This window comes from Rhodococcus sp. ARC_M5, from assembly GCF_022810405.1.
GTDB classification, from domain to species: Bacteria; Actinomycetota; Actinomycetes; order Mycobacteriales; family Mycobacteriaceae; genus Rhodococcoides; species Rhodococcoides navarretei.
In genome coordinates this window covers 315,828-339,639 of the sequence record NZ_JALGQE010000003.1, presented here as the reverse complement: position 1 = coordinate 339,639, position 23,812 = coordinate 315,828, and the positions used below count along the sequence as shown (strand labels likewise).

Annotated in this window: 23 protein-coding genes; 12 read left to right on the top strand and 11 right to left on the bottom strand. The window is 65.6% G+C overall.

Going from position 1 to position 23,812, the window contains the following annotated elements:
* Window positions 1-27 precede the first annotated feature (27 nt).
* Both MTX34_RS07130 and MTX34_RS07125 read right to left on the bottom strand, forming a co-directional pair.
* On the bottom strand, window positions 28-1,644 hold the full coding sequence (locus tag MTX34_RS07130; protein WP_243608902.1) for an acyl-CoA dehydrogenase family protein: 1,617 nt from the start codon (window positions 1,642-1,644) through the stop codon (window positions 28-30).
* Window positions 1,631-2,233 carry a TetR/AcrR family transcriptional regulator gene (locus MTX34_RS07125; protein ID WP_243608901.1) on the bottom strand — a complete coding sequence of 201 codons (603 nt, stop codon included), beginning with the start codon at window positions 2,231-2,233 and terminating at the stop codon, window positions 1,631-1,633. The genes MTX34_RS07130 and MTX34_RS07125 overlap by 14 nt, the downstream gene beginning before the upstream one ends.
* A 60-nt stretch (window positions 2,234-2,293) precedes the next feature.
* Here MTX34_RS07125 and MTX34_RS07120 point away from each other — a divergent pair, with 60 nt between their 5' ends.
* Genes MTX34_RS07120 through MTX34_RS07110 form a run of 3 tightly spaced genes read left to right on the top strand, consistent with a single transcriptional unit; the run spans window position 2,294 to window position 4,564 of the window.
* A complete protein-coding gene (locus MTX34_RS07120; protein WP_243593715.1) occupies window positions 2,294-3,058 on the top strand; it encodes a crotonase/enoyl-CoA hydratase family protein in 765 nt (254 codons plus the stop codon).
* On the top strand, window positions 3,055-4,302 hold the full coding sequence (locus MTX34_RS07115; RefSeq protein ID WP_243608900.1) for a hypothetical protein: 1,248 nt from the start codon (window positions 3,055-3,057) through the stop codon (window positions 4,300-4,302). Before MTX34_RS07120 ends, MTX34_RS07115 begins: the two co-directional genes overlap by 4 nt.
* A gap of 16 nt (window positions 4,303-4,318) precedes the next feature.
* The gene (locus tag MTX34_RS07110) at window positions 4,319-4,564 is read left to right on the top strand and encodes a DUF2630 family protein (RefSeq protein WP_243608899.1); all 246 of its coding nucleotides are present in this window, start codon (window positions 4,319-4,321) and stop codon (window positions 4,562-4,564) included.
* On the opposite strand, the gene MTX34_RS07105 is transcribed toward MTX34_RS07110, so the two are convergent.
* Window positions 4,565-5,323: an SDR family oxidoreductase gene (locus tag MTX34_RS07105; protein ID WP_243608898.1), complete on the bottom strand. Its 759-nt coding sequence runs from the start codon at window positions 5,321-5,323 to the stop codon at window positions 4,565-4,567. It lies immediately after the preceding gene.
* 29 nt (window positions 5,324-5,352) lie between these two features.
* Between MTX34_RS07105 and MTX34_RS07100 the strand changes: the two genes are divergently transcribed.
* Both MTX34_RS07100 and MTX34_RS07095 read left to right on the top strand, forming a co-directional pair.
* Window positions 5,353-6,783, top strand: coding sequence for an NAD(P)/FAD-dependent oxidoreductase (locus MTX34_RS07100; protein ID WP_243608897.1), 1,431 nt, complete (start codon window positions 5,353-5,355; stop codon window positions 6,781-6,783).
* 48 nt (window positions 6,784-6,831) lie between these two features.
* Entirely contained in the window at window positions 6,832-7,608 is a 777-nt protein-coding gene (locus MTX34_RS07095) for an IclR family transcriptional regulator (RefSeq protein WP_243608896.1), read from the top strand.
* On the opposite strand, the gene MTX34_RS07090 is transcribed toward MTX34_RS07095, so the two are convergent.
* The 5 genes from MTX34_RS07090 to MTX34_RS07070 all read right to left on the bottom strand — a co-directional run bounded on the left by MTX34_RS07090 (window position 7,596) and on the right by MTX34_RS07070 (window position 12,851).
* The gene (locus tag MTX34_RS07090; RefSeq protein WP_243608895.1) at window positions 7,596-8,585 is read right to left on the bottom strand and encodes a D-glycerate dehydrogenase; all 990 of its coding nucleotides are present in this window, start codon (window positions 8,583-8,585) and stop codon (window positions 7,596-7,598) included. The two genes, MTX34_RS07095 and MTX34_RS07090, sit on opposite strands and share 13 nt — an antisense overlap.
* Window positions 8,582-9,505 carry a hydroxymethylglutaryl-CoA lyase gene (locus MTX34_RS07085; protein ID WP_243593722.1) on the bottom strand — a complete coding sequence of 308 codons (924 nt, stop codon included), beginning with the start codon at window positions 9,503-9,505 and terminating at the stop codon, window positions 8,582-8,584. The genes MTX34_RS07090 and MTX34_RS07085 overlap by 4 nt, the downstream gene beginning before the upstream one ends.
* Window positions 9,506-10,714, bottom strand: coding sequence for a CaiB/BaiF CoA-transferase family protein (locus MTX34_RS07080; protein WP_243608894.1), 1,209 nt, complete (start codon window positions 10,712-10,714; stop codon window positions 9,506-9,508).
* Between the two features lie 32 nt (window positions 10,715-10,746).
* The gene (locus MTX34_RS07075; protein ID WP_243608953.1) at window positions 10,747-12,138 is read right to left on the bottom strand and encodes a GntP family permease; all 1,392 of its coding nucleotides are present in this window, start codon (window positions 12,136-12,138) and stop codon (window positions 10,747-10,749) included.
* A 152-nt stretch (window positions 12,139-12,290) separates the two neighbouring features.
* Window positions 12,291-12,851 carry an MOSC domain-containing protein gene (locus MTX34_RS07070; protein ID WP_243608893.1) on the bottom strand — a complete coding sequence of 187 codons (561 nt, stop codon included), beginning with the start codon at window positions 12,849-12,851 and terminating at the stop codon, window positions 12,291-12,293.
* Window positions 12,852-12,925: 74 nt separating this feature from the next.
* Here MTX34_RS07070 and MTX34_RS07065 point away from each other — a divergent pair, with 74 nt between their 5' ends.
* Window positions 12,926-14,470 carry a carboxylesterase/lipase family protein gene (locus tag MTX34_RS07065; protein ID WP_243608892.1) on the top strand — a complete coding sequence of 515 codons (1,545 nt, stop codon included), beginning with the start codon at window positions 12,926-12,928 and terminating at the stop codon, window positions 14,468-14,470.
* Here MTX34_RS07065 and MTX34_RS07060 read toward each other — a convergent pair.
* Window positions 14,463-15,329 (bottom strand): DNA-formamidopyrimidine glycosylase family protein, encoded by an 867-nt coding sequence (locus MTX34_RS07060; protein WP_243608891.1) that lies wholly within the window; start codon window positions 15,327-15,329, stop codon window positions 14,463-14,465. The genes MTX34_RS07065 and MTX34_RS07060 overlap by 8 nt on opposite strands.
* A 29-nt stretch (window positions 15,330-15,358) precedes the next feature.
* Between MTX34_RS07060 and MTX34_RS07055 the strand changes: the two genes are divergently transcribed.
* From MTX34_RS07055 to MTX34_RS07045, 3 genes are read left to right on the top strand one after another with little or no spacing between them, the layout of a single operon-like run.
* Entirely contained in the window at window positions 15,359-16,159 is an 801-nt protein-coding gene (locus MTX34_RS07055; RefSeq protein WP_308198492.1) for a thymidylate synthase, read from the top strand.
* Window positions 16,156-16,665, top strand: coding sequence for a dihydrofolate reductase (locus MTX34_RS07050; RefSeq protein WP_308198490.1), 510 nt, complete (start codon window positions 16,156-16,158; stop codon window positions 16,663-16,665). The genes MTX34_RS07055 and MTX34_RS07050 overlap by 4 nt, the downstream gene beginning before the upstream one ends.
* Before the next feature lie 54 nt (window positions 16,666-16,719).
* Window positions 16,720-17,046 (top strand): cupin domain-containing protein, encoded by a 327-nt coding sequence (locus MTX34_RS07045; protein ID WP_068050089.1) that lies wholly within the window; start codon window positions 16,720-16,722, stop codon window positions 17,044-17,046.
* On the opposite strand, the gene MTX34_RS07040 is transcribed toward MTX34_RS07045, so the two are convergent.
* Window positions 17,039-17,899, bottom strand: a complete 861-nt coding sequence (locus tag MTX34_RS07040; RefSeq protein ID WP_243608889.1) for a universal stress protein — start codon at window positions 17,897-17,899, stop codon at window positions 17,039-17,041. The two genes, MTX34_RS07045 and MTX34_RS07040, sit on opposite strands and share 8 nt — an antisense overlap.
* 151 nt (window positions 17,900-18,050) lie before the next feature.
* Complete coding sequence (locus MTX34_RS07035; RefSeq protein ID WP_243608888.1) at window positions 18,051-18,956, bottom strand: acyl-ACP desaturase; 906 nt, start codon at window positions 18,954-18,956, stop codon at window positions 18,051-18,053.
* Window positions 18,957-19,323: 367 nt separating this feature from the next.
* On the opposite strand from MTX34_RS07035, the gene MTX34_RS07030 reads away from it, so the two are divergent.
* From MTX34_RS07030 to MTX34_RS07020, 3 genes are all read left to right on the top strand, one after another.
* Window positions 19,324-20,523, top strand: a complete 1,200-nt coding sequence (locus tag MTX34_RS07030; protein ID WP_230592574.1) for a CdaR family transcriptional regulator — start codon at window positions 19,324-19,326, stop codon at window positions 20,521-20,523.
* Window positions 20,524-20,598: 75 nt separating this feature from the next.
* Entirely contained in the window at window positions 20,599-21,309 is a 711-nt protein-coding gene (locus tag MTX34_RS07025; protein ID WP_243608887.1) for an ABC transporter ATP-binding protein, read from the top strand.
* Window positions 21,310-21,359: 50 nt separating this feature from the next.
* Window positions 21,360-23,777: an FtsX-like permease family protein gene (locus tag MTX34_RS07020; protein WP_243608886.1), complete on the top strand. Its 2,418-nt coding sequence runs from the start codon at window positions 21,360-21,362 to the stop codon at window positions 23,775-23,777.
* The last annotated feature ends 35 nt before the right edge of the window (window positions 23,778-23,812 follow it).

Sequence of the window (23,812 nt, the reverse complement as noted above, 5' to 3'; positions counted from 1 at the left end):
CGATCCCCCCAGAGCCGACCCGCCGCATCACACCCGCGCCAACACCGCCCCGGTATCCACTCCCGTCGGCAGGGTGCCGAAGGCGATGCCCCAGTCTCGGTCGAGTCGACTGGCGCAGAAGGCTTCGGCGACAGCGGAATTCCCGTGCATCACCAACTGCGCGCCCTGGAAGGTCAGCGCCATGAGCTCGACGACTCTTCGAGCCCGGTATTCCATGTCGGAGGTGTCGGAGAGTTCCTTGCCGACGCGGGAGATGGCGTCGTCGAGGCGAGAATCCACACCCGACGCCTTGCCGATCTCACCGAAGAACGCCTCGACGCTGTCGGGTTGACGGGCCAGTGCGCGGAGGGAGTCGAGTGCGGCGACGTTGCCGGAGCCTTCCCAGATCGACATCAGCGTCGATTCGCGGAACAACCGAGGCATACCGGATTCCTCGACATAGCCGTTGCCACCGAGACATTCGAGTGCTTCGGCGGCGTGGGCCGGCGCTCGTTTGCACACCCAGTACTTGGTGACGGCCAACGCGATTCGGCGCAGCGCACTCTCCTGTTCGTCGCCGCGGGCCGAGCCGTCGGTGGCCTGCGCCAGGCGAATCATGGCGGCCGTCGCTGCCTCCGATTCGATAGTCAAGTCTGCCAATACGTTTCGCATCAGCGGCTGATCGACGAGCGCGGCTCCGAATGCGGCTCGGTGTCGCGCATGATGGACTGCGCGCACGGTGGCGTTGCGAATTCCGGCCGCGGACCCGATGACGCAGTCCAGCCGGGTCATGTTGACCATCTCGATGATGGTGCGCACGCCACGACCTTCTTCGCCGACGAGCCAGCCGGTGGCCCCGTGATACTCGAGCTCGCCGGATGCATTCGACTTGTTGCCGAGCTTGTCCTTCAAGCGCTGCAGCATCATTCGGTTGCGGGTACCGTCGGGCAGCACCCGCGGCAACAGGAAACACGACAGTCCGCCGGGTGCCTGGGCCAACGTCAGGAACATGTCCGACATCGGTGCCGACGTGAACCACTTGTGGCCGACGATCGAGTATGTTCCGTCCGACGACGGCGTGGCCGTGGTTGTGTTCGCCCGAACGTCCGAACCGCCTTGCTTCTCCGTCATCGACATACCGGCGATCAGGCCGCGTTTGCTCGAAGGCACGCGCAGTCCGAAGTCGTACTCCCGGGACGCCAACAATGGCTCGTACTGTGCGGCCAGAGAAGGGTTGTGCCGCAACGCCGGAACGACGGCGTAGGTCATCGAAATGGGGCACATATGGCCGGCCTCGGCTTGTCCCCACACGTAGAACTTCGCGGCGCGGGCCACGTGTACACCCACTCGATCGGCGGTCCACGGGCTGGCGTGCAGTCCGTGCTGGACCGCGACGGCCATCAGATCGTGCCAGTGCGGATGGAATTCGACCTCGTCGATGCGATGGCCGTATCGATCGTGAGTTTTCAGCAACGGCGGGTTCTCGTTGGCGAGCCTGCCCCACTCCTGGGCCTCGACTCCGCCTGCGCGAGCACCCAGGAGTCGCACCTCGTCGACCGCCCAACCTCCCCCGGCCCGGTCGAGGCCCTCCAGCAGCGACGCGTCGTCGGACACGTCGTAGGGCGTCAGAGCGACTGCCTGATTGAATACCTCATGTGTGCTCAATTCGAACTCCTAACGCACGCAACGAATAAGCAACGAGCCCGGGAACCACGTCCACCGACTCGTGCGAGGACAACGGACCGACCAGCACTTCGCCGACGGCACCGACAAGGCCTGCGGCCGAGATCGCCGCGTCCTGATCGGGAATTTCTCCGGCCGCGATTCCTGCCACGATCGCGTCGGCGAAGGCAGCGGTGAATTTGCGGCGGAACACCAACCGCTCGGCGTCCACAGCAGGATCGACCGGTTCGGCAAGCAGCGCGTACGCCATCGTGCGGTTCTTCAGGGCCCGCCCGGCGAAGGTCTGGACCACCGCGGCGACTCGCTCGGACGTGCTGCCGTGTGCGGCGACGGCGACCACCGCAGCCACTTCTCGGGTGCAGACCTGGCGAAAGATCTCGACGACCAGATCGGATTTGCGGTCGAAGTGCGTGTAGACGCTGCCCGCCGACACACCGGCAGCCGCGGCGACCGAGGCCACCGACAAGCCCGCGTATCCCTTCGTGGACAGAACCTCGACGGCGGCAGCGAGGAGTTTCGTGCGGCCGGCATCGAGCCTGGCCTGCACTGCGGGCGTTCGCCGGTAGGGCATTGAAGGATTGAAGCACTGATTCAGCGCTTCACGCAAGGGGACTCGAGTAAGTTCGGAACCATGCCGGTACGGATCGAACGATCAGGCCCCGTCACCACCATCGTCCTGTCGCGCCCGGAGGCACGCAATGCCGTCGACGGCCCCACTGCCCAGGAGTTGATTCAGGCGTTCGAGGAGTTCGACGCCGACGAATCCGCCTCGGTCGCAGTGCTGTGGGGCGAGGGCGGCACATTCTGCTCGGGAGCAGACCTCAAGGCCCTGGGCACACCGCGCTCGAACCACGCCACCGAACACGGCGACGGTCCGATGGGCCCGACGCGAATGCGATTGTCCAAGCCGGTCATCGCAGCTGTGTCGGGGTACGCCGTCGCGGGCGGACTCGAACTCGCCCTGTGGTGCGACCTACGGATCGCCGAGGACGACGCGACGTTCGGTGTGTTCTGCCGGCGCTGGGGAGTTCCACTGATCGACGGCGGCACGGTGCGATTGCCACGCATCGTCGGCACCGGCCGAGCGATGGACATGATCCTCACCGGTCGTGCCGTCGATGCCGAGGAAGCGCTGAACATCGGACTCGTCACCCGAGTGGTTCCGGTGGGCCGGGCTCGGTCGGAAGCGGAGGCCCTGGCCGCCGAACTCGCGTTGCTCCCGCAGACGTGTATGCGTGAGGACCGACTGTCCCTCCTCGAACAGGACGGCCTCGACGAGGAGTCCGCCCTGAAGAACGAGTTTCGGCACGGAGCGATCTCGATCAACGCCGACGCGCTGAGCGGCGCGAGCAGATTCGCATCGGGTGCGGGACGACACGGCACCGCGAGCCCGTGAAATCCACGCGCCTGTCGGTGATCGACGAGATATTTCTCCGGACCCACCGCGGCTACGGAATTCCCATTGCGCTCCAAGGCATCTGGCGCACCACCGAAACGGTGAGCACCGAAGAACTCGACAGGGTGCACGACCGACTCGCCGCCGGGCACCTCGGCCGTCGGGTCGGCACGCCGCGCATACCCGGGGCACGACTGCGCTGGGACATCTCGTCCGAGTCGCTTCCGGTCGACTACGGCACCGATGAGGTCGACGACATCATCGGCTGGGCCGATGCGCAGGCAGACGTTCGGCTCGACCCGCAGTACGGGCCCGGCTGGCGATTGACGGCCGCACCCATCGCACACGGCGGCACCGTGGTGTCGCTGGTGTGTTCGCACGCACTCGCCGATGCTCGCGAGCTCATCGACGCTGCCGCCCAGGCATTCTCCGGATCCGCACCCACACCGGTGCTGCACCCCGGCTCGGATGTGAGGGACGCGATCTCGATGATCCTGACCGTCCTCCTGCGCTCCATCGCAGCGACGGCGAGGCTGTGGGTCAGCAAGAAGGCCCGCGCCGAACTGCGCGCGTTCACCACCGCCGATAGTGGGGGAATTGCCCCGCACCACGCGCGCAGAATGCAGTCGGTGATCGTGGACATCGATGCTGCGGAGTGGGATTCGGCTGCTCGACGCGTCGGCGGATCGGCCAATTCGCTGTTCGTCTCCGTTGTCGCCGCCACGATGAGCGAACTCGGATCACCCGCAGTGACCGTCGATATTCCTTTCCGCACCGGATCCGGCGACGCCAATGCCATCGGCATGGCCACCGTCGCCGTCCGCGGCGACGACTCGCCCGCAGCCGTCCGGGCAGCGTGCAAGGCGGCCTTCGGCACGCCTGTCGGAGCGCCCGCAGGCTATCCCGCGGAGATCGTCCAACTGCTCCCCCACCGCGTCGCCGCGAAACTCACCTCGACCCCGGGCCGCGGAGAAGTGTTGTGCTCCAACATCGGTGACATTCCGGACGGCGTCACCACACTCGGCTCCCACCGGTCCTGCGGGCTCGCGACGCGCGCGATCCATCCGAACCCGTCGGGCGCGCTGTCGACGATCAGGATGTCGACCTACCTCTCTCGGCTCGACGGCAACTACACGCTCTCACTCGTGTGCACCGACGACGCGCTGGCCGGATCGACGGCCGAGCTCACCGCGGCTGTGCAACGAGCTCTGGCAACGCGGAACCTGGCCGCCAAACCCTGGTAGGTCTACCGTTGTCGCCATGAACGAGCACGATATCCACACCAAGATCCAGCAGCTCATCGCCACCGAGCACAAGCTCCGCACCGAGGCCCAGTCCGGCGACATCGACGCGGACACCGAGAAGGCCCAACTGGCATCTCTCGAGCATGCTCTCGATCAGTGCTGGGACCTGCTCCGACAGCGTCGCGCGCGCATCGATGCGGGCAAGGACCCCGACACCGCAACCGCCAACAGCGTCGGACGAGTCGAGGGCTACCTGCAGTAGCTACACCATCCGATCCGTCAGCGCGTTCGGCAGGAACCGCAACGCCGCGTCGATCCCCCGCCACTTGAGGCCGGGGAGCGCGGCGCGGCGGGTCTCGCTCTCGATCGCGTCGACCATCGCCGATACTCCCTGGTCCAGAGTGGCTGTGAGAGCAGCACTGTCGCCTGCGCCCGCCGACATGTCGGTGGCGATGAAGCCGGGCAACAGCGTCGTGACGACGATGTCGGTTCGAGACAACTCGGTGGCCAGCGATTCTCCCAGCGAGGCCACCGCCGCCTTGCTGGCCGAGTAGGCCGCCTTGGCACCGGGCAGACCTCGATCGGCGCTGATGGACGAGACGAACACCAGGTGCCCGCGCTTCTGCTCCCGGAAGATCGACAGTGCGGCCTCGGCCTGCGACAGCGCTCCGACGAAGTTGGTGCGTGCGGTCTGCAGGTTGGCGTCGGCTCGCCCGGTGCCGATCTTTGCGCCCTTGCCGAGGCCCGCATTGACGATCACTCGATCGAGGCCGCCCAATTCGTCTCGCAACTTTCCGAACACCTCACCGACGGCGTCGTGGTCGGTGACGTCGAGTGCTCGGACCGCAACGGTGATGTTCGGGTTGTGGTGCATCAACTCGGCGCGGAGTTCGTCAAGTCGCTCGACTCGTCGGGCGCACAGCGCCAGATCGCGACCCATGCCTGCGAACCGTCTGGCCATTTCCTCACCGAGCCCCGAGCTCGCTCCGGTGATAAGAATCTTGTTCCGAGTGGTCGCCATGAACGGCGAGCCTATGCCACTGTGGAGCAATGGCCCCAGAGAGCTCGGAATTCGATGTCATCGTCATCGGCGGTGGCCCCGTCGGTGAGAATGCCGCCCAGTACGCGATACAGGGCAGTAACCGTACCGCCGCCATCGTCGAACACGAACTCGTCGGCGGTGAATGTTCGTACTGGGCGTGCATGCCCAGCAAGGCGCTGCTGCGGCCGAGCGAGGTGCTCGACACCGCCCGGAACATGCCGGGAGTCAAAGAACTGGTCGGCGATCAACCCCTCGACGCCGACGCCGTACTGGCCAGGCGTGAATCCTTCACCCACGGTCTCGACGACTCGTCACAGGTGTCGTGGGCCGAGTCCGCAGGCATCTCGGTCGTTCGTGGCCACGGACGCCTCACCGGAGAGAAGACCGTCGAGGTCGACGGCCGCACGCTGACCGCCCGGCACGCGGTCGTTCTCGCCACCGGAACCACGGCATCCGTCCCGAACACACCGGGCCTGCGGGGCGCCAGGCCGTGGATCTCGCGCGACGCCACCAACATTCACGAGACCCCGGGGCACATCGCCGTGATCGGCGGTGGCGTCGTCGCGACGGAGGCGGCCACCTGGCTGCTCTCGCTCGGGGCGAAGGTGACGATGATCGTGCGCGGATCGTCGCTGCTGGCCGGTTCCGAGCCGTTCGCAGGCGAACTCGTCGCGAGCGCGCTGAAGGAGCGGGGTGCCACGATCATGCTCGACGCCTCCCTCGAATCCGTGTCCCGCGAGAACCCGGCCGACACCGGCATCGGCCGAATCCACGGTGGCCCGGTCGGTCTCGTCGTCGACGGCACCGAGATCGTCGCCGACGAAATCCTGGTCGCCGCAGGCCGCACCCCGGCGAGTGCGGACCTCGGGTTGTCGACCCTCGGCCTGGAGGAGGGGCACTACATCGACGTCGACGATCACCTCAACGTTTCGGGCCACGAGTGGCTCTATGCGGTGGGCGACGTCAACGGACGCGCGCCGCTGACCCACATGGGCAAGTACCAGGGCCGGGTGGCCGGCGACGTCATTGCCGCCAGGGCCGAGGGAAAGTCGCTGGACAGCAAGCGTTTCCGTGCGACCGCGGATCACGGCCAGGTTCCTCAGGTGGTGTTCACTCCGCTCGAGGTGGCCTCCGTCGGGCTCACCGAGGCCAAGGCCCGAGAAGATGGCATCGACGTCGAGATCGTGGCACAGGACATCGCCGTCGCGGGTTCGTCTCTCCAGCAGGACGATTACTCCGGCCGCGCGCAACTGGTGATCGACCGCGGCACCGACACGATCGTGGGTGCCACCTTCGTCGGTCCTGGAGTCGCCGAGTTGGTACATGCGGCCACTGTGGCTCTGGTCGGCAAGGTATCGCTCGACGACCTGTGGCATGCGGTGCCGTCGTACCCGACGGTCAGCGAGATCTGGCTTCGGCTCCTCGAATCCCGCCGCTGAGCGCCGATCGACCGCCTCCTCGGCCGTGCGTCCGAGTAGATTGATCGGGTGAGCACCGAGAGCGCGTCGAAGCAGCAGCCGCTTCTCGTGCTGGGCAAGATCACCGAGATTCTCGACGCCTTCTCTTTCGATCGTCCGTCGATGACTCTCGGCGAGATCCAGCACAGCACCGGCCTGCCCACCTCGACCGTCCAGCGCCTCGTCACCAACCTGGTGCAGCAGGGCTTTCTGGATCGAAGCGGCGACCGTATCCGAATCGGCGTGCGAATGGCCTATTGGGCCGCGACGGCGACCAAAGACCTCGACGTGCTGTCGGTGGTCAACCCGGTCCTCAAGGACATGCGCGATCTGACGACCGAGACGGCATGCTTCTTCCGAGCCGAGCAGAACTACCGGGTGTGTGTTGCGATCGCCGAGACGCGCCACGCGTTACGCCGAGACATGTACGTCGGCAAGGTCATTCCGCTCAGCGCAGGATCTGCCAGCCGCGTCCTGCTGGCCTGGGACGCCGACCTGGCCGAGCGGGTGCTCTCGCGCGAACTCGAATCGATGACCGAGCAGACGGTGACCGAGGCGGAGACGCTGCGGGCCCTGTTGGCGCAGACCAAGTCCGACGGCTACGCGATCACCACCGGTGAACGCGAGACCGGCGCGTCGGGACTGTCCGCACCGGTGTTCGATTCGGCCGCGGACATCGTCGGTGCCGTCACCATCAGCGGTCCGACGCTGCGGATGCCGCAGTCGCAGTGCGAGGAATGGGTCGATCTGCTCATCTCCCATGCCGAGCAGATCACGAGAACACTGGGCGGCCGCTACCCGTCGTGAGCCCAGGCCTCTGGATTCACCGGATGCGGAGGCGGTGAGCCACCGACCATCGCGGCCGCATTGGTTGCGCAGAGTCTGGCCATCTCCGAGCGTACCGATACCGTCGCGCTCCCCACGTGCGGGAGCAACACGGTGTTCGACAGTTCTGCGAGTCCCGGTTCGAGCGTCGGTTCCCGCTCGTAGACGTCCAATCCTGCTGCGGCGATGGTTCCCTCGCGCAGCGCGGTCACCAGAGCGGCCTCGTCGACCACCGGCCCGCGTGCGGTGTTGATCAGGATCGCCGACGGTTTCATCGCCTCCAGCGCGGCTGCGTCGACCAGATGATGGGTGGCGTCCGACAGCGGAACATGCAGCGAGAGAAAGTCACTGGTGGCGACGATCTCGTCCCACGACGCATGCTCGACGCGATCGACGAACTCGCCGAGCTCGTCGTCGGAGACGTCGCGATCACCGGGTGGGCGGGGACAGAACTTGATCGTCATTCCGAAACCGAGCGCCCGCCGAGCGGTGGCGCGCGCGATGCGTCCGAACCCGGCCAGACCCAGCACCCGGCCCGAGACATCGCTGCCGAGAAGCAGTTCGGGCTCCCAGCCGGTGAACGAGCCGGAGCGGACGAACGCATCGGCCTCGACGGCGCGGCGAGCGGTGGACAGGATCAACAGCATCGCGATGTCGGCGGTCGAATTCGTCAGGACCTCGGGAGTATTGGCGACCGTGATCCCGTGCTGCGTCGCGGCGGCGACGTCGATGTTGTCGAATCCGACGGCGTAGTTGGAGATTCCGACGATCGACGCCGACGCCAGCAGATCGCCATCGAACCGGTCACGCAACTGGGATACGACGACCGAGTATTCCCCGGAGGCGCAGGCGTCGACGAGTTGCTCGTGATCGAGCGCTCTCAGGTCCACCTCCCCGGCGGCTCGGAGAATCTCCATACCGGGAGCAGGGATCTCGGTGGTGACGAGGATGCGGCTCATGCGACCCACTCGAAGGCGCGCGCATTCGATCGCACGCCCTGGACCGTCTTCGATCGCATGGGCTCCTCCAGCTCGGCCAACAGACTTTCCGACACGGACACCATGCGCTCCAACGTAGTCGGCTCGAACCAATCCGGCCTCGTCGCGAAGAGAATGTCCTCGGAGGAGGTGTTGCCGCTGGCGCCCGGGGCGAAGGGGCAACCGCCGAGTCCGCCGAGCGAACCGTCGACCATCGTGGCACCGGCCGAGATGGCCGCGAGCGTATTCGCGACGCCGAGACCCCAGGTGTCGTGACCGTGGAACACCACTCGACGGTCGGGGGTTTCGCCCCGCACGCGCTCGATCAAGGACGACACCTGTACCGGTACGGCCTGTCCCAGGGTGTCGCAGATGACGATATCCGTTGCACCGGTTGCCCGTTCGTCGTTGGCGATCTCGATGACCCGGTCCGGTGGCACCTGGCCCTCGAAGGGACAGGTGAACGACGTCGCGATGCACAGCTCGATCTCGCCGCCCACCGACCTGGCGATGTCGACGGCGTCGGGCATGGCGGCAAGGGAGACCTCGGTGGTCCGGCCGATGTTGGCCTGGTTGTGCGAATCCGAGGCGGAGAAGCAGTACTGGAAGTGACGGGCCCCTGCGGCGGCCGCTTTCTCGACGTGACGTGGTGTTGCCACCCAGACCCAGCAGCTCTCGAGTTCGTCGGCGGTGAGCTCGCCGATCACCTCCAGGGTGTTGGCCATGGGCGGCACCTTGTCACCTCGGGCCATCGACCCGATCTCGAGCGCTGGGACGCCGAGTTCGAGGAGAGCCCTGATGATCTCGAGTTTGCGTTCGGTGGAGAGCATCTTGCCGGTGAGCTGCAGACCGTCACGCATGGTGACGTCGCGAAGTTCGGCGGCGGGAGCGAATCGAAACATCTACTGGCCCATCTCTTCGTCGGTACGGCCGAGCAGGGTCGAGAGAACTTCCCTGGTGTGTTCGCCCAGATCCGGTCCGACCGAGCGAATCGGCAGGGACGCGTCGCCGATCACCGGGACGACACCGACGAATCCGACGTCGGCGGGCTCGTCACCGCCGGTGTCGACCTGGAAGTGCTGAATCATGTTGCGGGCGGCGTACTGTTCGTCGGCGACGATGTCTGCAGCGGTGTAGATCGGGCCCGACGGCACCCCGGCCGCATCGAGAATCTTCAAAGCCTGCTCACGCGAATGCAATCCGGTCCACGCCGAGATAGCGGCGTCCAGCTCGTCGCGTCGACGCCATCGGCCCGCGTTGGACGCCAGATCGGGATCGGCCCCGAGGTCGGGTCGGTCGATGGTCTCCATGTAGCGCTGAAAGATGGCGTCGCCGTTGCCGGCGATGATGATCGAATGACCGTCGTTGCACGGGTACGCGTTCGACGGGGCGATGCCTTCCATCCGCCCGCCGGTCCGTTCTCGCTCGACTCCGTAGGCGAGGTAGTCCGGGATGAGCGATTCCATCATCGACAGTATGGATTCGTTGAGCGCCACATCGATGGATCGCTGCGCCAGCGACAAGTCCGGTGCCTGGGCCGCCCGTTGGGTCTGTCGCTGGAACAACGCCATGACACATCCGAACGCCGCATACAACCCGGCGATGGAGTCCCCGATCGAGACTCCGACCCGAACAGGTGGCCGATCCGGATCGCCCACGAGATTGCGGAAGCCGCCGTATGCCTCTGCGACAGCGGCGAATCCGGGTCGCTGCGACATGGGGCCGGTCTGGCCGAAGGCCGAGATTCGGGTGATGATCAGCTCGGGATTGGCGGCAGAGAGCACCTCCGGCGAGATACCCCATTTCTCCAGCGTGCCGGGTCGGAAGTTCTCGAGCACGATGTCGCATGTCGCTGCGAGGTCGACGACGTCCTTGCGTCCCTGTTCGGTGCGCAGGTCCAGCACGATCGACTTCTTGTTGCGGTTGATCGTGCGATAGAGCATCGACGTGGTGCCCGAGTACAACCGCCAGTTGCGCAGTTCGTCTCCGGTTCCCGGTCGTTCGACCTTGATGACCTCGGCACCGAAGTCCGCGAGCATGCGGGCTGCAGTGGGTGCGGCGATGTAGTTGCCGAGTTCGAGAACTCGAACTCCGCTGAGCGGCAGGGCCATCGTGTTCCTTTCGGTATTCACAGGAGAGGCGCTCACAGGATCCAGCTCATCGGCACGATCAGCGCGATCGCAATGACCGACGCGACCGACACACCGACCGAGCACGTCTTGAGTGTGCCTCGCGTCGACTGTCCCATCAAGGACTGCAACAGCCAGAAGGTGTTGCTGGTGACGTGCACGGCGAACAGTGATCCGGCACCGGCCGCGAGTGCGATGAACACCGGGTCGAGACCGATCAGCGGTGCGACCGGGGCCAGAATGCCGGCGGAGGTGATGGCCGAGATCGTCACCGATCCGACGGCGATGTGCAGCGCGGCAGCGATGACCCACACCATCAACAGCGGAGCCGCGGTGCTGGCCGTGAAGTACTGGCCGAGGATGTCGCCGAGTCCCGCTTCGTTGATGACGGCCGCGAGCGAACCGCCGACACCGGTGAGGATGAGGATCTGACCGCTCTCGGCGAAGCCACGAGCCAGCGCCTTCTCCACCCGGCCCTGACCGACGTGGTAACGACCGATGAGGCACGTCCCCACCAGTCCGATGAGCAGCGCGATGATCGGGCTGGCAATGAATTCGACTACAGGAACCGATATTTCGGCGACTTCGAGAACGGCTCCGATCGCAATGAGGACGAGCGCGAGCAGCAGCGGTGAGAGCAACACCAACAGCGACGTCTGCTTCTCCGTGCGGACCTTCTGGGCAACTCCACCTCCGGTTTCGACCGGCTCGTCGTCGGAATCGGCAGGATCCGGGACCACAGGCTCTGGGACTACGGTGATCTGCTGCTCGTCCTTCTCCTCGTTCCACCATCCATGTCGGAACACGAACGACATGATGGCCACCGACAGCACCACGACCGGAACGATCAGAATCAGTCCATAGATCATCATCTTGCCCAGCGGCACCCCGAGCAGTCCGGCCAGAGCGAGCGTCGCGACACCGGGGACCATGAACACGATTCCGCATTCCAGGGCGATGGCCAGCGCCGTGGCCATCCTCGCCGTGCCGTACTTGCCGATCTTGGGGGCGAGGTTGCGGGCCAGCGGAGCGGAGATCACCAACAGCACGTCGAGAAAGATGGACTGCAGCAGCGTCGCGATGGTCAGCGAGAGCGCATACGGCAGCCGTTTGGGCCCGAAGGTTCTGAGCAACGTGCCGACCAGGCGTTGAATGGCGTTCATCTCCTGCAGCACCGAGCCCATCAGCACACCGAAGGCGATGAGCAGGCCCACCTCGGCCATGATCTCGCCGAAGCCACCGGTGATGGTGTCGACGGTGGTCGAGACTCCCAGCTTCGTCGCCAGGCCCAGATACGCCGCGCCGAGGACGAGCGAGACGACCGGGTTGAAATGAAAGCGAACGATGAAGACCACCACCGCCAGAACGGCGACGACGGTGTTGATCACGATCCACATATCGGACATCGGCAATTCTTCCCGCTCGGTGAGAGTGACCGCTGCCTTGGCACACGGCTCGGTGTGATCCACCACACTGATACCCACATTATGGGCACAGATTTACTTCGTGAGCAAGAGTGTGGGCGGCATCGAGCCGTGAGGGAGCACCGAGGGCACCGTCAGATCGGCTGCGCACGCCTCACGGACAGCGCTGCGCGAGACGGATCGAGTTCCACGGGTGAGCGGACCAGTAGCTCCCCGACCCGCAGAATGCCGTCGGACAACGGTTCGACGCAAAGCCCGCCGCGGCCGATCAACGCCTTACGTGCACCGTCGACCACCATGCGGTCCATCCACGCACAGGGATGGGCCGGTCTGCCGCCCCGAAAACGAATCCAGCCGTCACCGGAATCGAGCTCGAACTCCAGACCGCGCAAAGGGTCGAGTTCGAGCCCGCGGACCACCACGTTCCGCCTGGCCACGGACGGATCGGGAACGTCGACACCGAGTACCTCGCCCACGGCGTCCCAGGCCTCGACGGACAGAAAGCTCACCGCCGCCTCGGTGTGCGCCTTCACCCCGAAGAATCGATCGCCGCGAATGCCCTTGTGGGCGACGATCTCGACACTGTCCGGCAGTTCGGTCGGCACATCGGCCGGGCCGTCCTTGGATCTCCCGAAGTACGCGTGCGAGGGCGCTCGCAGCAGCTCCACTATCTCGGCTCGATACTCGAAAGGCATGCTCTCGAGTCTGCCCGGTACCGAACTCTGCCGGTTCTTACCACCGGGTAAGAACCGCCCGGTAGTATCGCGAAATGGCTGTGAAAACACGTGTGACCACTACGGACGGCATGATCGAGGGAAAGCCGGTCGGGAATCTCACCACCTGGCGGGGCATTCCCTACGCCGCCCCACCCGTGGGTCCATTGAGGTTCAGAGCGCCCCAGCCCACGGAGCCGTGGCAGGGCGTGCGCGACGCGACCGAGTGGGGTAACGCCTCCGTTCAGCACAAGCGGGGCACGATGCTCGCGATCGGCAAGTACCAACCGTCGAGCGAGGACTGCCTGACGCTCAACGTGTTGGCCCCGAGCACACCGAGCGCGAGTCCGCGTCCGGTCATGGTGTTCATTCACGGTGGTGCCTACACCCTCGGCACGTCGGCCACTCCCCTGTACGGCGGCGGTTCCCTGGTGCGCCGCTCGCTGCAGGACGGCGACGGCATCATCTACGTATCGGTCAACTACCGACTCGGTGCACTGGGCTACCTCGACATGTCCCAGTTCTCCACTCCCGAGCGGCCGTTCGACTCCAACCTGGGCTTGCGAGACCAGGTTGCGGCCCTGGAATGGGTACAGCGCAACATCGCGAACTTCGGCGGTGATCCGAACAACGTCACCATCTTCGGTGAATCCGCCGGCGGCAATGCCGTCACCACGCTGATGACAGTTCCCTCCGCGAAAGGCCTGTTCGCCCAGGCCATCTCCGAAAGCTCCGCCCCGGGCATGACGGCCACCAAGGAGCGTGCCGATCAGTGGGCGCGCGAGTACGTCGGCTACCTCGGCGGCACCACCGAGAACGCTGTCGAGACCCTCGAGAACGCCGAGGTGCTGCGGCTCGGGCGGGCCGGCACCAAGCTGGGGCTCACCACATTGCATCGCACTCCCGGCCTGCTCCCGTTCGGCCCGGTGATCGACGGTGACTTCCTCCCGGTCAGCCCGGTCGAGGCCTACGCGAACGGAACCGCGCACCGCGTCCCACTGATCATCGGCACCAATGCCCGTGAGGGAACGCTGTTTCCGAAGTTCCTCGACGCACTGCCCACCAACCCCGAGCGCATCACCAAGCTGTTCTCTCTCACCGATCCCGACGCCGAAGCGGTGGTCACTTCGGGCTACCGGGGCTACCCCAGCGAGCGGGCAGCCATCGACTTCGGTGGCGACTTCACCTTCTGGAAGCCGTCTCTCGAAGTGGCCGAGGGACATTCGCGCCATGCACCCACGTACTTCTATCGCTTCGACTTCGCTCCGCGATCACTCAAGGTGCTCGGTCTCGACGCCACCCACGGCTTCGAGTTGTTCGCCGTGTTCGGCATCAACGCGACGATGTTCGGCAAGGCACTCACGCTGGCCGGCGGACGGAAGGCTTTCGCCGAGGTCACCGAGCAGGTGCAATCGCAGTGGATTGCCTTTGCCACCCACGGACAGCCTCTGGAATCCTGGCCGGCGTACGACGAGTCAGGCCGTAAGACGATGATTTTCGATACTCGCACCCGAGTGCAGAAGGATCCGCGGAGCGACCGCCGCAAGGCCTGGGAGGGCTACCGAGGCTACGACAGCCAGAAGCTCGAACCCGTCACTTGAGCAGTCGCGACATACGACGGTCGGCGAGAATCTTGCCGGCCGTCTGGCAGGTCGCGCAATACTGAAAAGAGCGATCCACGTAGGCGACTTCGCGGACCGGGTCGCCGCACACCGGGCACGGCAGCCCGGTTCTGGCATGCACGCGCATTCCCGATCTCTTCTCCCCCTTCAGACGCGCCGCATCCTGCCCGGCCGAGCGGGCCACCGCGTCGGACAGGACGGAACGCATCGCCTCGTAGAGCACCCCGACGGATCCGGGATCGAGCTTGCTCGACGAGGCGAACGGGGAGAGCTTCGCGACGTGCAGTATCTCGTCCGAGTAGGCATTGCCGATGCCTGCCAGCAGCGACTGGTCCACCAACGAGGTCTTCAACCGTGCGCTGGTGCTTCCGAGGATTTCGGCGAATTCGAGCTCGGTGACCGTCAGCGCGTCGGGTCCGAGCCGCGCGATGCTCGCGACCTGCTGCGGGTCGCGGACCACCCACACCGCCAACCTCTTCTTGGTCCCGGCCTCGGTCAGATCGATGGCGGGAGTCGCTCCTTCGGGAGTGAAGAAGTGGATTCGCAGCGCCAGAGGCCCTTTGCCAGGCTTCGGCGGTGCGGCGCTGGGATTGTCCACCCACCGCAGCCATCCTCCGCGCGAGAGATGCGTGATCAGCCACAGGTCTCCGGCTCGGAGCGCCAGGTGCTTTCCGAAGCGCGCGGCATCGGTGACGTCCGTGCCCTGCAGCTCGGTGATCGGCGGATCGAACGTCTTGAGAACGCTCAGAGCAGCGATGTCGATTCGGCCGATCACGGCACCGACGGCATGCTCGCGCAGAAAGCCGGCAAGGGCTTCCACCTCGGGTAATTCCGGCATGCGTCCAGTATGCAGCTACGATGACCGTCGTGATGGTTCCGACTCCGTACGAAGATCTGCTGCGCCGCATCCTCGATACCGGGGCGGCCAAATCCGATCGCACGGGAACCGGCACCACCAGCGTGTTCGGGCATCAGATGCGCTTCGACCTGGCAGCGGGCTTCCCGTTGATCACCACCAAGAAGGTCCACCTCAAGTCGATCGTCTACGAGTTGCTGTGGTTTCTGCGCGGGGACTCCAACGCCACGTGGCTGCAGGAGCACGGCGTCAGCATCTGGGACGAGTGGGCAGCTCCGGACGGCGAACTCGGACCCGTGTACGGCGTGCAGTGGCGGTCGTGGCCGACCCCGTCGGGCGAGCACATCGATCAGATTTCGCAGGTCATCGAGACGCTGAAATCCGATCCGGATTCGCGTCGAATGATCGTCTCGGCCTGGAACGTCGGCGAGATTCCCCGGATGGCACTGCCGCCCTGCCACGCGTTCTTTCAGTTCTACGTGGCCGAGGGCAAGCTCTCGTGCCAGCTCTACCAGCGCAGCGCAGACATGTTCCTCGGTGTGCCGTTCAACATCGCCAGTTACGCACTGCTCACGCACATGGTGGCGGCGCAGACCGGCCTCGAGGTCGGCGAGTTCGTCTGGACCGGTGGCGATTGCCACATCTACGACAACCACCGCGAGCAGGTCACCGAGCAGCTCTCACGTGAGCCGTACCCGTATCCCACTCTGAAACTCGCGCAACGGGATTCGATCTTCGACTACGTCTACGAGGACATCGATATCGTCGACTACCAGCACCACCCGGCGATCAAGGCCCCGGTAGCGGTGTGAGTGCCCCGCACTTCGTGGGTCTGATCTGGGCTCAGAGCACCGCGGGCGTCATCGGGGACGCGGGATCGATCCCCTGGCACGTCCCCGAGGACATGGCGCACTTCAAATCGAAGACGGCCGAGCATCCGGTGATCATGGGCCGAAAGACCTGGGACTCACTGCCCGCGAAGTTTCGTCCGCTGCCGGGCCGTCGCAACATCGTGGTAACCCGCAACCCCTCGTGGACCGCCGACGGTGCCGACAGCGCACCGAGTGTCGCCGACGCAGTGGCCCTGGTCGGCGAGAGCCCGGTCTGGATCATCGGAGGCGGCGAAATCTATCGCAGCGCAATGGATATCGCGACCCACCTGGAAGTCACCGAGGTCGATCTCGACGTCGACGGCGATACGAGGGCTCCCGAGATTCCGCTCGGTTGGACCGCGACGGCAGGCGAGTGGCGCAGCAGCCGGGTCGACGGCACCCGGTTCCGCTGGGTCGAGTACGGAAAGCCTACCCAACCTTCTTGAGCGCGTTCAGGATTCCCCCGTCGCGACTGCGAACGGTGCGTCATACTGACGATCATGGACAAGAAGTCACTCACTGCCCTTGCCCGCCAACAGCTCAAGCTTGCCGTCGGCGCGTCGAGTGGCCGCAGTTCGCAGACTGTGTACGGCGGTCACCAGCGCCACCTGCGGCAGACGGTCGTGGCGCTCGCCGCCGGCAACAAGCTGGCCGAACACGACCTCTCCGGCGAGTCGACGGTATTGGTGCTCAGCGGCAAACTCGAACTGATCAGCGGCGAGCGATCCTGGAAGGGCTCGACCGGCGACCTTCTCGTCATCCCCGACGCCCGCCACAGTGTCGAGGCACTCGAAGACGTGAGCTTTCTGCTGACCGTCGCTATGTGAGCGCCTGTCGTACGACGAGTACCGGGCAGTCCGCAGTGTTGACGAGCGCGAAACTCGTGGACCCCAGCAGCATCCCACCGAATCCACCACGCCCCCGGTGGCCCACCACGATCAACGCCCCGGTTTCGGACAATCCGCTCAGAACCCGAACCGGTCGGTCCTGCGCGACGACCCGCTGAATCTCGACGTCGGGGAACCTCTCCTGCCAGCCGGCAAGGCTCTCGGCCAGCAATGCCTCCTCACCGTCCGCGATGGCCTGCCAGTCCGTGGGAGCGCGACCGAACGACCGGGTCAGGTCGACGTCGGACCACACGTGCACCGCAATCAACACTGCGCCCCGTGCCGATGCTTCGACGAACGCCCACTCGACCGCCGCCTGGTTGACGTCCGAGCCGTCTATGCCGACGACCACCGGCCCCTCGGCGACGGGACGGCCGTCGATGTCTCGGCCCCGCACCACCGCGACCGGTGAGACGCTGTGCGCGGCCAACGAGAGTGTGACAGCCCCGGTTTCGCTCGCCCCGATCACCAGGATCTCGGCCTGCGCCGATACACCGATGAGTACGTCCATGACGCCGCCCTCGACGGCGCTCGAGGTCACTTCGAGGGCGGGATCGTCGACGACCAGTGCTGCCAGAGTTTCTGCCGCCACCAGTCTGGATTTGGCCGTGGCAACGAATTCGGTTGCCTCTCCGGCGAATTCGCTCAGATCGACAACTCCTGGCATGTCGACGGCCGTGACGATGTGCAATCGGCGATCGCGTCGGTGCGCGCAGAGCGCCGCCCAGATCACCGCCTTGTCCGCTGCGGCGGATCCGTCGATGCCGACGATGATCGGTCGAGAGCCTGTCACGTTTCGGGCCTCCGGTCGGTGCGCGAGTACTCGGGCCTCGGGCGTATGACGAATAGGAGTTCAGGCTAGTCGATGGACTCCACCGAAGCGCCTCTTCGATTCGAATAGAATCGAAGAGGCGCCGGTCCACGACCCCCCGGGGTATGTGGTGTCAGCTGGCGCGCAATGCGTTTGCGTACTGCTGATTTCGCGTGCGGCCGATCTCGGTAGCGGCGTCCTGCGCGTCGAGATGGTCCAGGTGAGCGGCCAGCAGATCGCGGCTGCGACCGCCGGCACCGAGATCGGCGCGCTCGAAGATGCGCCACTGGGCCAGCATGGGCCGCAGCACGTCGTCGAGATGGCGGCGAAGATCGTAGATACCGTCACGCGAGATGAGCATCGCACTGCGCGCGAATCCCGGCAGATTGCTACCCGGCAGCTGGAAGTTCATGACGACCTCGGTGATCGCGGTGACCGTCAGCGACGGTGCCACCTCGAGCGCCGCCGAGACCAGGTCCGAGAAGAAGCGAACATGAAGTTCCTGATCGGCGACGATACGTCCGAGCAGGCGATCGGCCACCGGATCGTGGCACTGAGCCGCGGTGTTGCGATGACAGATGCTCGAGACCGACTCTTCCAGCGACACTTGGACGAGCGACCGAAGAAGGTGCGCACCATTGATGGGGGCGTCGAAACCCACGGTCATGCACTGCGTCCGAGCGCGGCCGAGAGCGATCGGATCGACGCTGCGGGTGGCAACCAGGTAGTCGGTGACGGCCACCGCGTGTCGGGTTCGTCCCGCGCTCCACTCGGTCAGCCACGACGGCCACGCACCGGCCTCGGCGGCCGCGGCGTCCCGCCGGTACAGCGGAATGTTCTGCTCCACGAGCAGATTGGTCACCAACGCCGCTTTGGCGGCTTCGGTCAGCGTCGAGGTACGCGAACCCCAGTACATCTCGGCCCGGACGAAGTCGGCCGGTTCCCAGTGGACGGCTGCGGCGCGATGGCGAGCGAGATTCTCCTCGATGGTCGGCAACAGTTGCCGCAGAACCGCGAACTGCCCGATATCACTGCGCATACCCGCCCCTTCGCCGTCTGCCTACCACTCCGACCGAGATCAACGTAGATGCGCAGCCCCCTGGTCGAGGACACCTTCACGATTGTTTAGGGCAAGTCGCAAGCGCCCGGGGCACCCGCTCAGGAAAAGTCACAACGAGTTCTGGCGAAACCGTGGATAACGCGTTGATAACAACCTATGATCGATCCTGTTAGAGGCCAGGAAACAAACTTGAAGTACGAAAACGCTCCGATTTTGCCTGGAATTGCATAGATTGAGGCGAACGAGCGCATCGATACGCGCTAGTAAGTTTGTTCTCCGATGACCTGAAGAACTCAACACGAAGGGTTGATCTGTGACCGTTCACAACTCGACTAGCCTCGGAATCATGGTCGCGGGTCAGCCTGCGTCGGCTCCTCTTCGCGACTTCCGCGCGGTGGCGCGGCTCCTCGTCGGCCACTTCGCCGCCAACACTCCCTGTGGGTCGTTGCCGGGCGAACAGCTCCACGGCGACGTCACCGAATTCACCGTCAAATGCATCAGTATCGCCGTGCAGATGCTCGACGAACGACGCGCTCCTGCCGAGTCCGACCTGGCCGAACTGCGCGCCAAGGCCAGCCAGTGGGCCCGCGAAGGCGTTCCGCTCGAATCGGTTCTCAGCGTGTATCACGAGGGCATCCAGATCGGCTGGAATCTCGTATCGAAGCGAGCAGGCGAGGGCGACGCAGCACAGCTGATCGAAGCCGCACGCATGTTCGTGCTGCTGTCGGAGAAGGTGTCCATCGCCGCCAGCAAGAGCTATGTCGAAGAGCTTCAGGCCGTGGCCAGCGAGCACCACACGGCAGCCCACACCCTGGTGACCTCGCTGCTCAGCGGCCACAACGCCGTCTCGATGGCTCGTCAGTCCGGCATCGAACTCGCCGACAGCTACCTCGTGCTCGCCATCTCGGTGCCGCCCCACCCGGACGAGAACGACCCCAACATCCAGAAGACCGTCGCCGCCCGCCGAAAACTGCGGCGTGTTCAGGCCGAGCTGGCCACGATCTGCGGTCGCACTCCGCTGTCCCTGCTCAGCACCGAGGGCGGCACCGTGCTGATCCCCGGTGTTCACGACGACGAATGGGTCGAGGCCCTGGTGCACCGCATCGGTACCGCCGCGGAGGTTCCTGTCACCGTCACCGCCGAGCAGGCCGCAACCGCCGACATCCCCACCGCAGCCGATCAGGTACACGAACTGCTGTCGCTGGCGCATCAGCTGCACCGCCCGTCCGGCCTGTACCGCATGGACGACCTGGTGCTGGAATACCAGCTCACGCGCCCGGGACCTGGTCGACGCCATCTGACGCAGATCCTCGAACCACTGGACTCCTCACCCGAGCTGCTCGAGACCCTCGAGATCCACATCTCGCACGATCTGAACCGTCAACGGTCCGCGCGCCAGCTCCATCTGCACACCAACACCGTCGATTATCGCCTCAAGCGGATCGCTCAGCTCACCGGGTTCGACCCCACCCGTCCCTCGGGAATCCGACACCTGCAGGCCGCCCTGGTGGCCCGCCGACTCGAATCCTCGCGCGGCGCAGCGTGATCTGAGAACTCCGGCCGGTTTCTCGACCCGACGGCAGGTAGCGTCGGGGGTATTCGAGGAGCAGGGGATCGTGGCATGACGAAGTTGAAGCTCGAGCTGGCCGGTGTGGTCAAGGAGTACCCCACCGGCGAGCAACCCGTCCGCGCCTTGGACGGTATCGATCTCACGATCGAGGGCGGCCAGTTCGTCTCGCTCGTCGCACCGTCCGGTGCAGGTAAGTCGACACTGCTGCACATGCTCGGCGCACTCGACACCCCGACGTCGGGTTCCATTCGATTCGGCGACGTCGAGGTCACCACCCTCGACGACAACGCCCAATCCGATTTCCGACGCCACCAGGTGGGCTTCGTCTTCCAGTTCTTCAACCTGCTGCCGACGATGTCGGCGTGGGAGAACGTCGCCGTCCCCAAGCTGCTCGACGGGACCCCCATCAAGAAGGCCAGATCAGACGCGATGCGTCTGCTCGAGATGGTCGGACTCTCGAACCGATCCGAACACCGTCCGGCCCAGTTGTCCGGCGGTCAGATCCAGCGCATCGCGATCGCGCGAGCGTTGATGATGGATCCGGCACTGCTGATCGCCGACGAACCGACCGGCAATCTCGATTCGAAGACCTCCCACAACGTCCTCGAGATCCTCGCCGACGTGGCGCACGCCAGCGAGGGGCGTCGAGCAGTGGTGATGGCGACCCATGACCTCGAGGCGGCACGGTCCACCGATCGCATCGTCAGCATGATCGACGGACGCGTCGAGACCGACACCTTGACGGCCGGTCTCGATCGGTGATCGGTACCGCGCTCAGCAGATTTCGAGTCATCAGCCTTCGCGACCTTCGCATGCACTGGGTGCGTTCGTTGGTCTCGGCCGGCGTCGTCGCCGTCGCAGCCGGGTTGCTCATCGCCGTCCTCGGCACCTACGGATCCCTGACCGGATCCGTCGAGCGTCTTGCGGTGTCGATCGCCGGTAACGCGAACTACGAGGTCGTCGGTGTCACCGACTCGGGCTTCGATCGGAGCGAACTCGACGCCGTCCGTGCTGTTCCCGGCGTCGAAACAGCGGTTCCACTGTTGCGCAGCACCGTTCGGTCCGACGCCGGAGATCTCACCGTTCTCGGTGTCGACTCGTCGATCACGGCTCTGCAGTCGGACTTCGAGGGTGCCGTCGGCGACGCGGCGGGGTTGCTGACCGACCCGTCCGGTGTCTTGGTCGGAGCCGCAACGGGTCTGACGCAGGGCGATACCGTCACCATCGACGACGTCCCGACGGCGGTGGTCGGCGTGGTCGACGGCCCGGGGACGCAGCGTATCGGCGGAGGTATGTTCGCCGTCGCGCTTCTCCCGACGGCTCAGGCGCTCACCGACCGCCCCGATCAGCTCGATTCGATCTTCGTCCTCGGCGGCGGTGAGACGCTGCGGTCGGACCTCGACGCGGCGTTGGCCGGACGAGTGTCGGTGATGAATCCGGACTTCCGGGCCGATCGCGCGAACCAGGCGATGAGCCTGACTCGCAATGCCACGCTGATGGTCTCGCTCATCGCGTTCGTCGTCGCGGCCTTCCTCGTCTTCAACGTCATGAACATGGCCATCGCGAAGCGTCGACCCACCATCTCTCTGCTCCGAGCCGTCGGTGGCAGGCGCGCCGATATCGTGCGAGATCTGCTGTTCGAGTCCGTGCTGGTGGGTCTGGTCGGCGGAGCCGTCGGAGTCCCGCTGGGAATCGCCATGGGCCGCATCGCGATCGAGAGTCTGCCGCCGTTCCTGTCGCAGGCGTTCGATGCGCGGATCGAATACGTGCTGCCCGGCTTCGCGATTCCGGTGGCGATCGTGGCGTGTGTGCTGGCCTGTGTCGGAGCCTCGGCGGTCGCGGCCGTGCAGGTGTATCGCATCTCGCCGATCGAGGCGCTCGCAGTCGGCGGCGGAGAGACCTCGGGTGGCCCCGGTCTGCGATTCACCCTGGCCGCGACCGTGTTCGGGGTGCTCGCCATCGCCGGGGCGTTCGTGTTCGCCGTCAACGTCGACGGACAACTGACCCTCGGAGCCGGTGCCCTGTTCATGTTCGGCGTCGTCGCGCTGTGCGTCGGCGCGACCGGTCCGATCGTGTCGGTCACTGCAGCAGTCCCCCGCCGCTGGGGTGGTGCCGGACGCCTCGCGACAGCCACCATCGAACGCGCCCCGCGGCGTATCTGGGCAACCGTGATGACGATCGTGATCGCGGTGGGAGTCAGTGTGGGAGTGTCGGGTTCGCTGACCAACATGACCGACTCCGCAGCCGAGTCCTTGTCGTCGTTGGCGAACACCGACCTGTACGTCTCGATGACCTCGCCCGACGCCATTCCGTCGGGCCCGATCGTCCCCACCGAGGTGGCCGACGCCGTGGCATCGACTCCCGGTGTCTCTCGCGTCGTCGAGGGGCAGTGGGCATACGCGACGATCGACGGCGAGACGGTATCCATCCAGGGCGTCGCCGACGGAAGCAATGCAGTGACGCTCGCATCGCTCACCGACGACGTGCGGTCCCAGGTGCTCGCCGGTGACGGGGTGGTGCTGTCCCAGGGGTTCGGCAGAACGCTGGGCGTTTCGGTGGGCGACTACATCGACCTCCCGACGCCGACCGGCGTACAGAACGTGCGGGTGCTGGATCTGGTCGACTACATCAACGCCGCCGGCGGCACGATGGCGATCTCGCTGGATTCGATGCAGCGGTGGTACGACCGACCCGGGGCCACCTACCTGGAGATCAGCGTCGACGGAGACGTTGCCGCCGTGCAGGATTCACTGCGTTCGACGCTGCCGCCCGAGGCGTTCGTCTACACCGGCGCAGCCGCACTAGAGGGAACCAGTGCGGCCATCCGACAGTCCGGTGCACTGGCCATCGCGCTGCAGTGGATCGTCGCGCTCGTCGCTGCGGTCGCGTTGCTCAACACGTTGACGCTGTCGGTACTGGAGCGTCGCCGCGAACTCGGGGTGCTGCGGGCCATGGGCGGCGGCCGGGGAACCCTGGCGCGAATGGTGCTCGCCGAGGCGCTGTCGGTCGGCATCGTCGGCGGTGTCCTCGGCCTCATCATCGGTGCGGGTCTGCAATATCTGAGCACCCTGATCCTCGGAGCCAGCATCGGAATTCCGGTCGCCTACACCGCGAGCTGGTCGGTGCTGCTGTACGGACTCGTTGCCCTGGGCCTGTCACTGTTGGGTTCGGCTCCCCCTGCCGTGCATGCGTCTCGACTGAACATCGTGGAAGCTATTGCGGCAGATTAGGTGGTGGGGATCGTCTGGTTCTGCGTTGCTGGGCC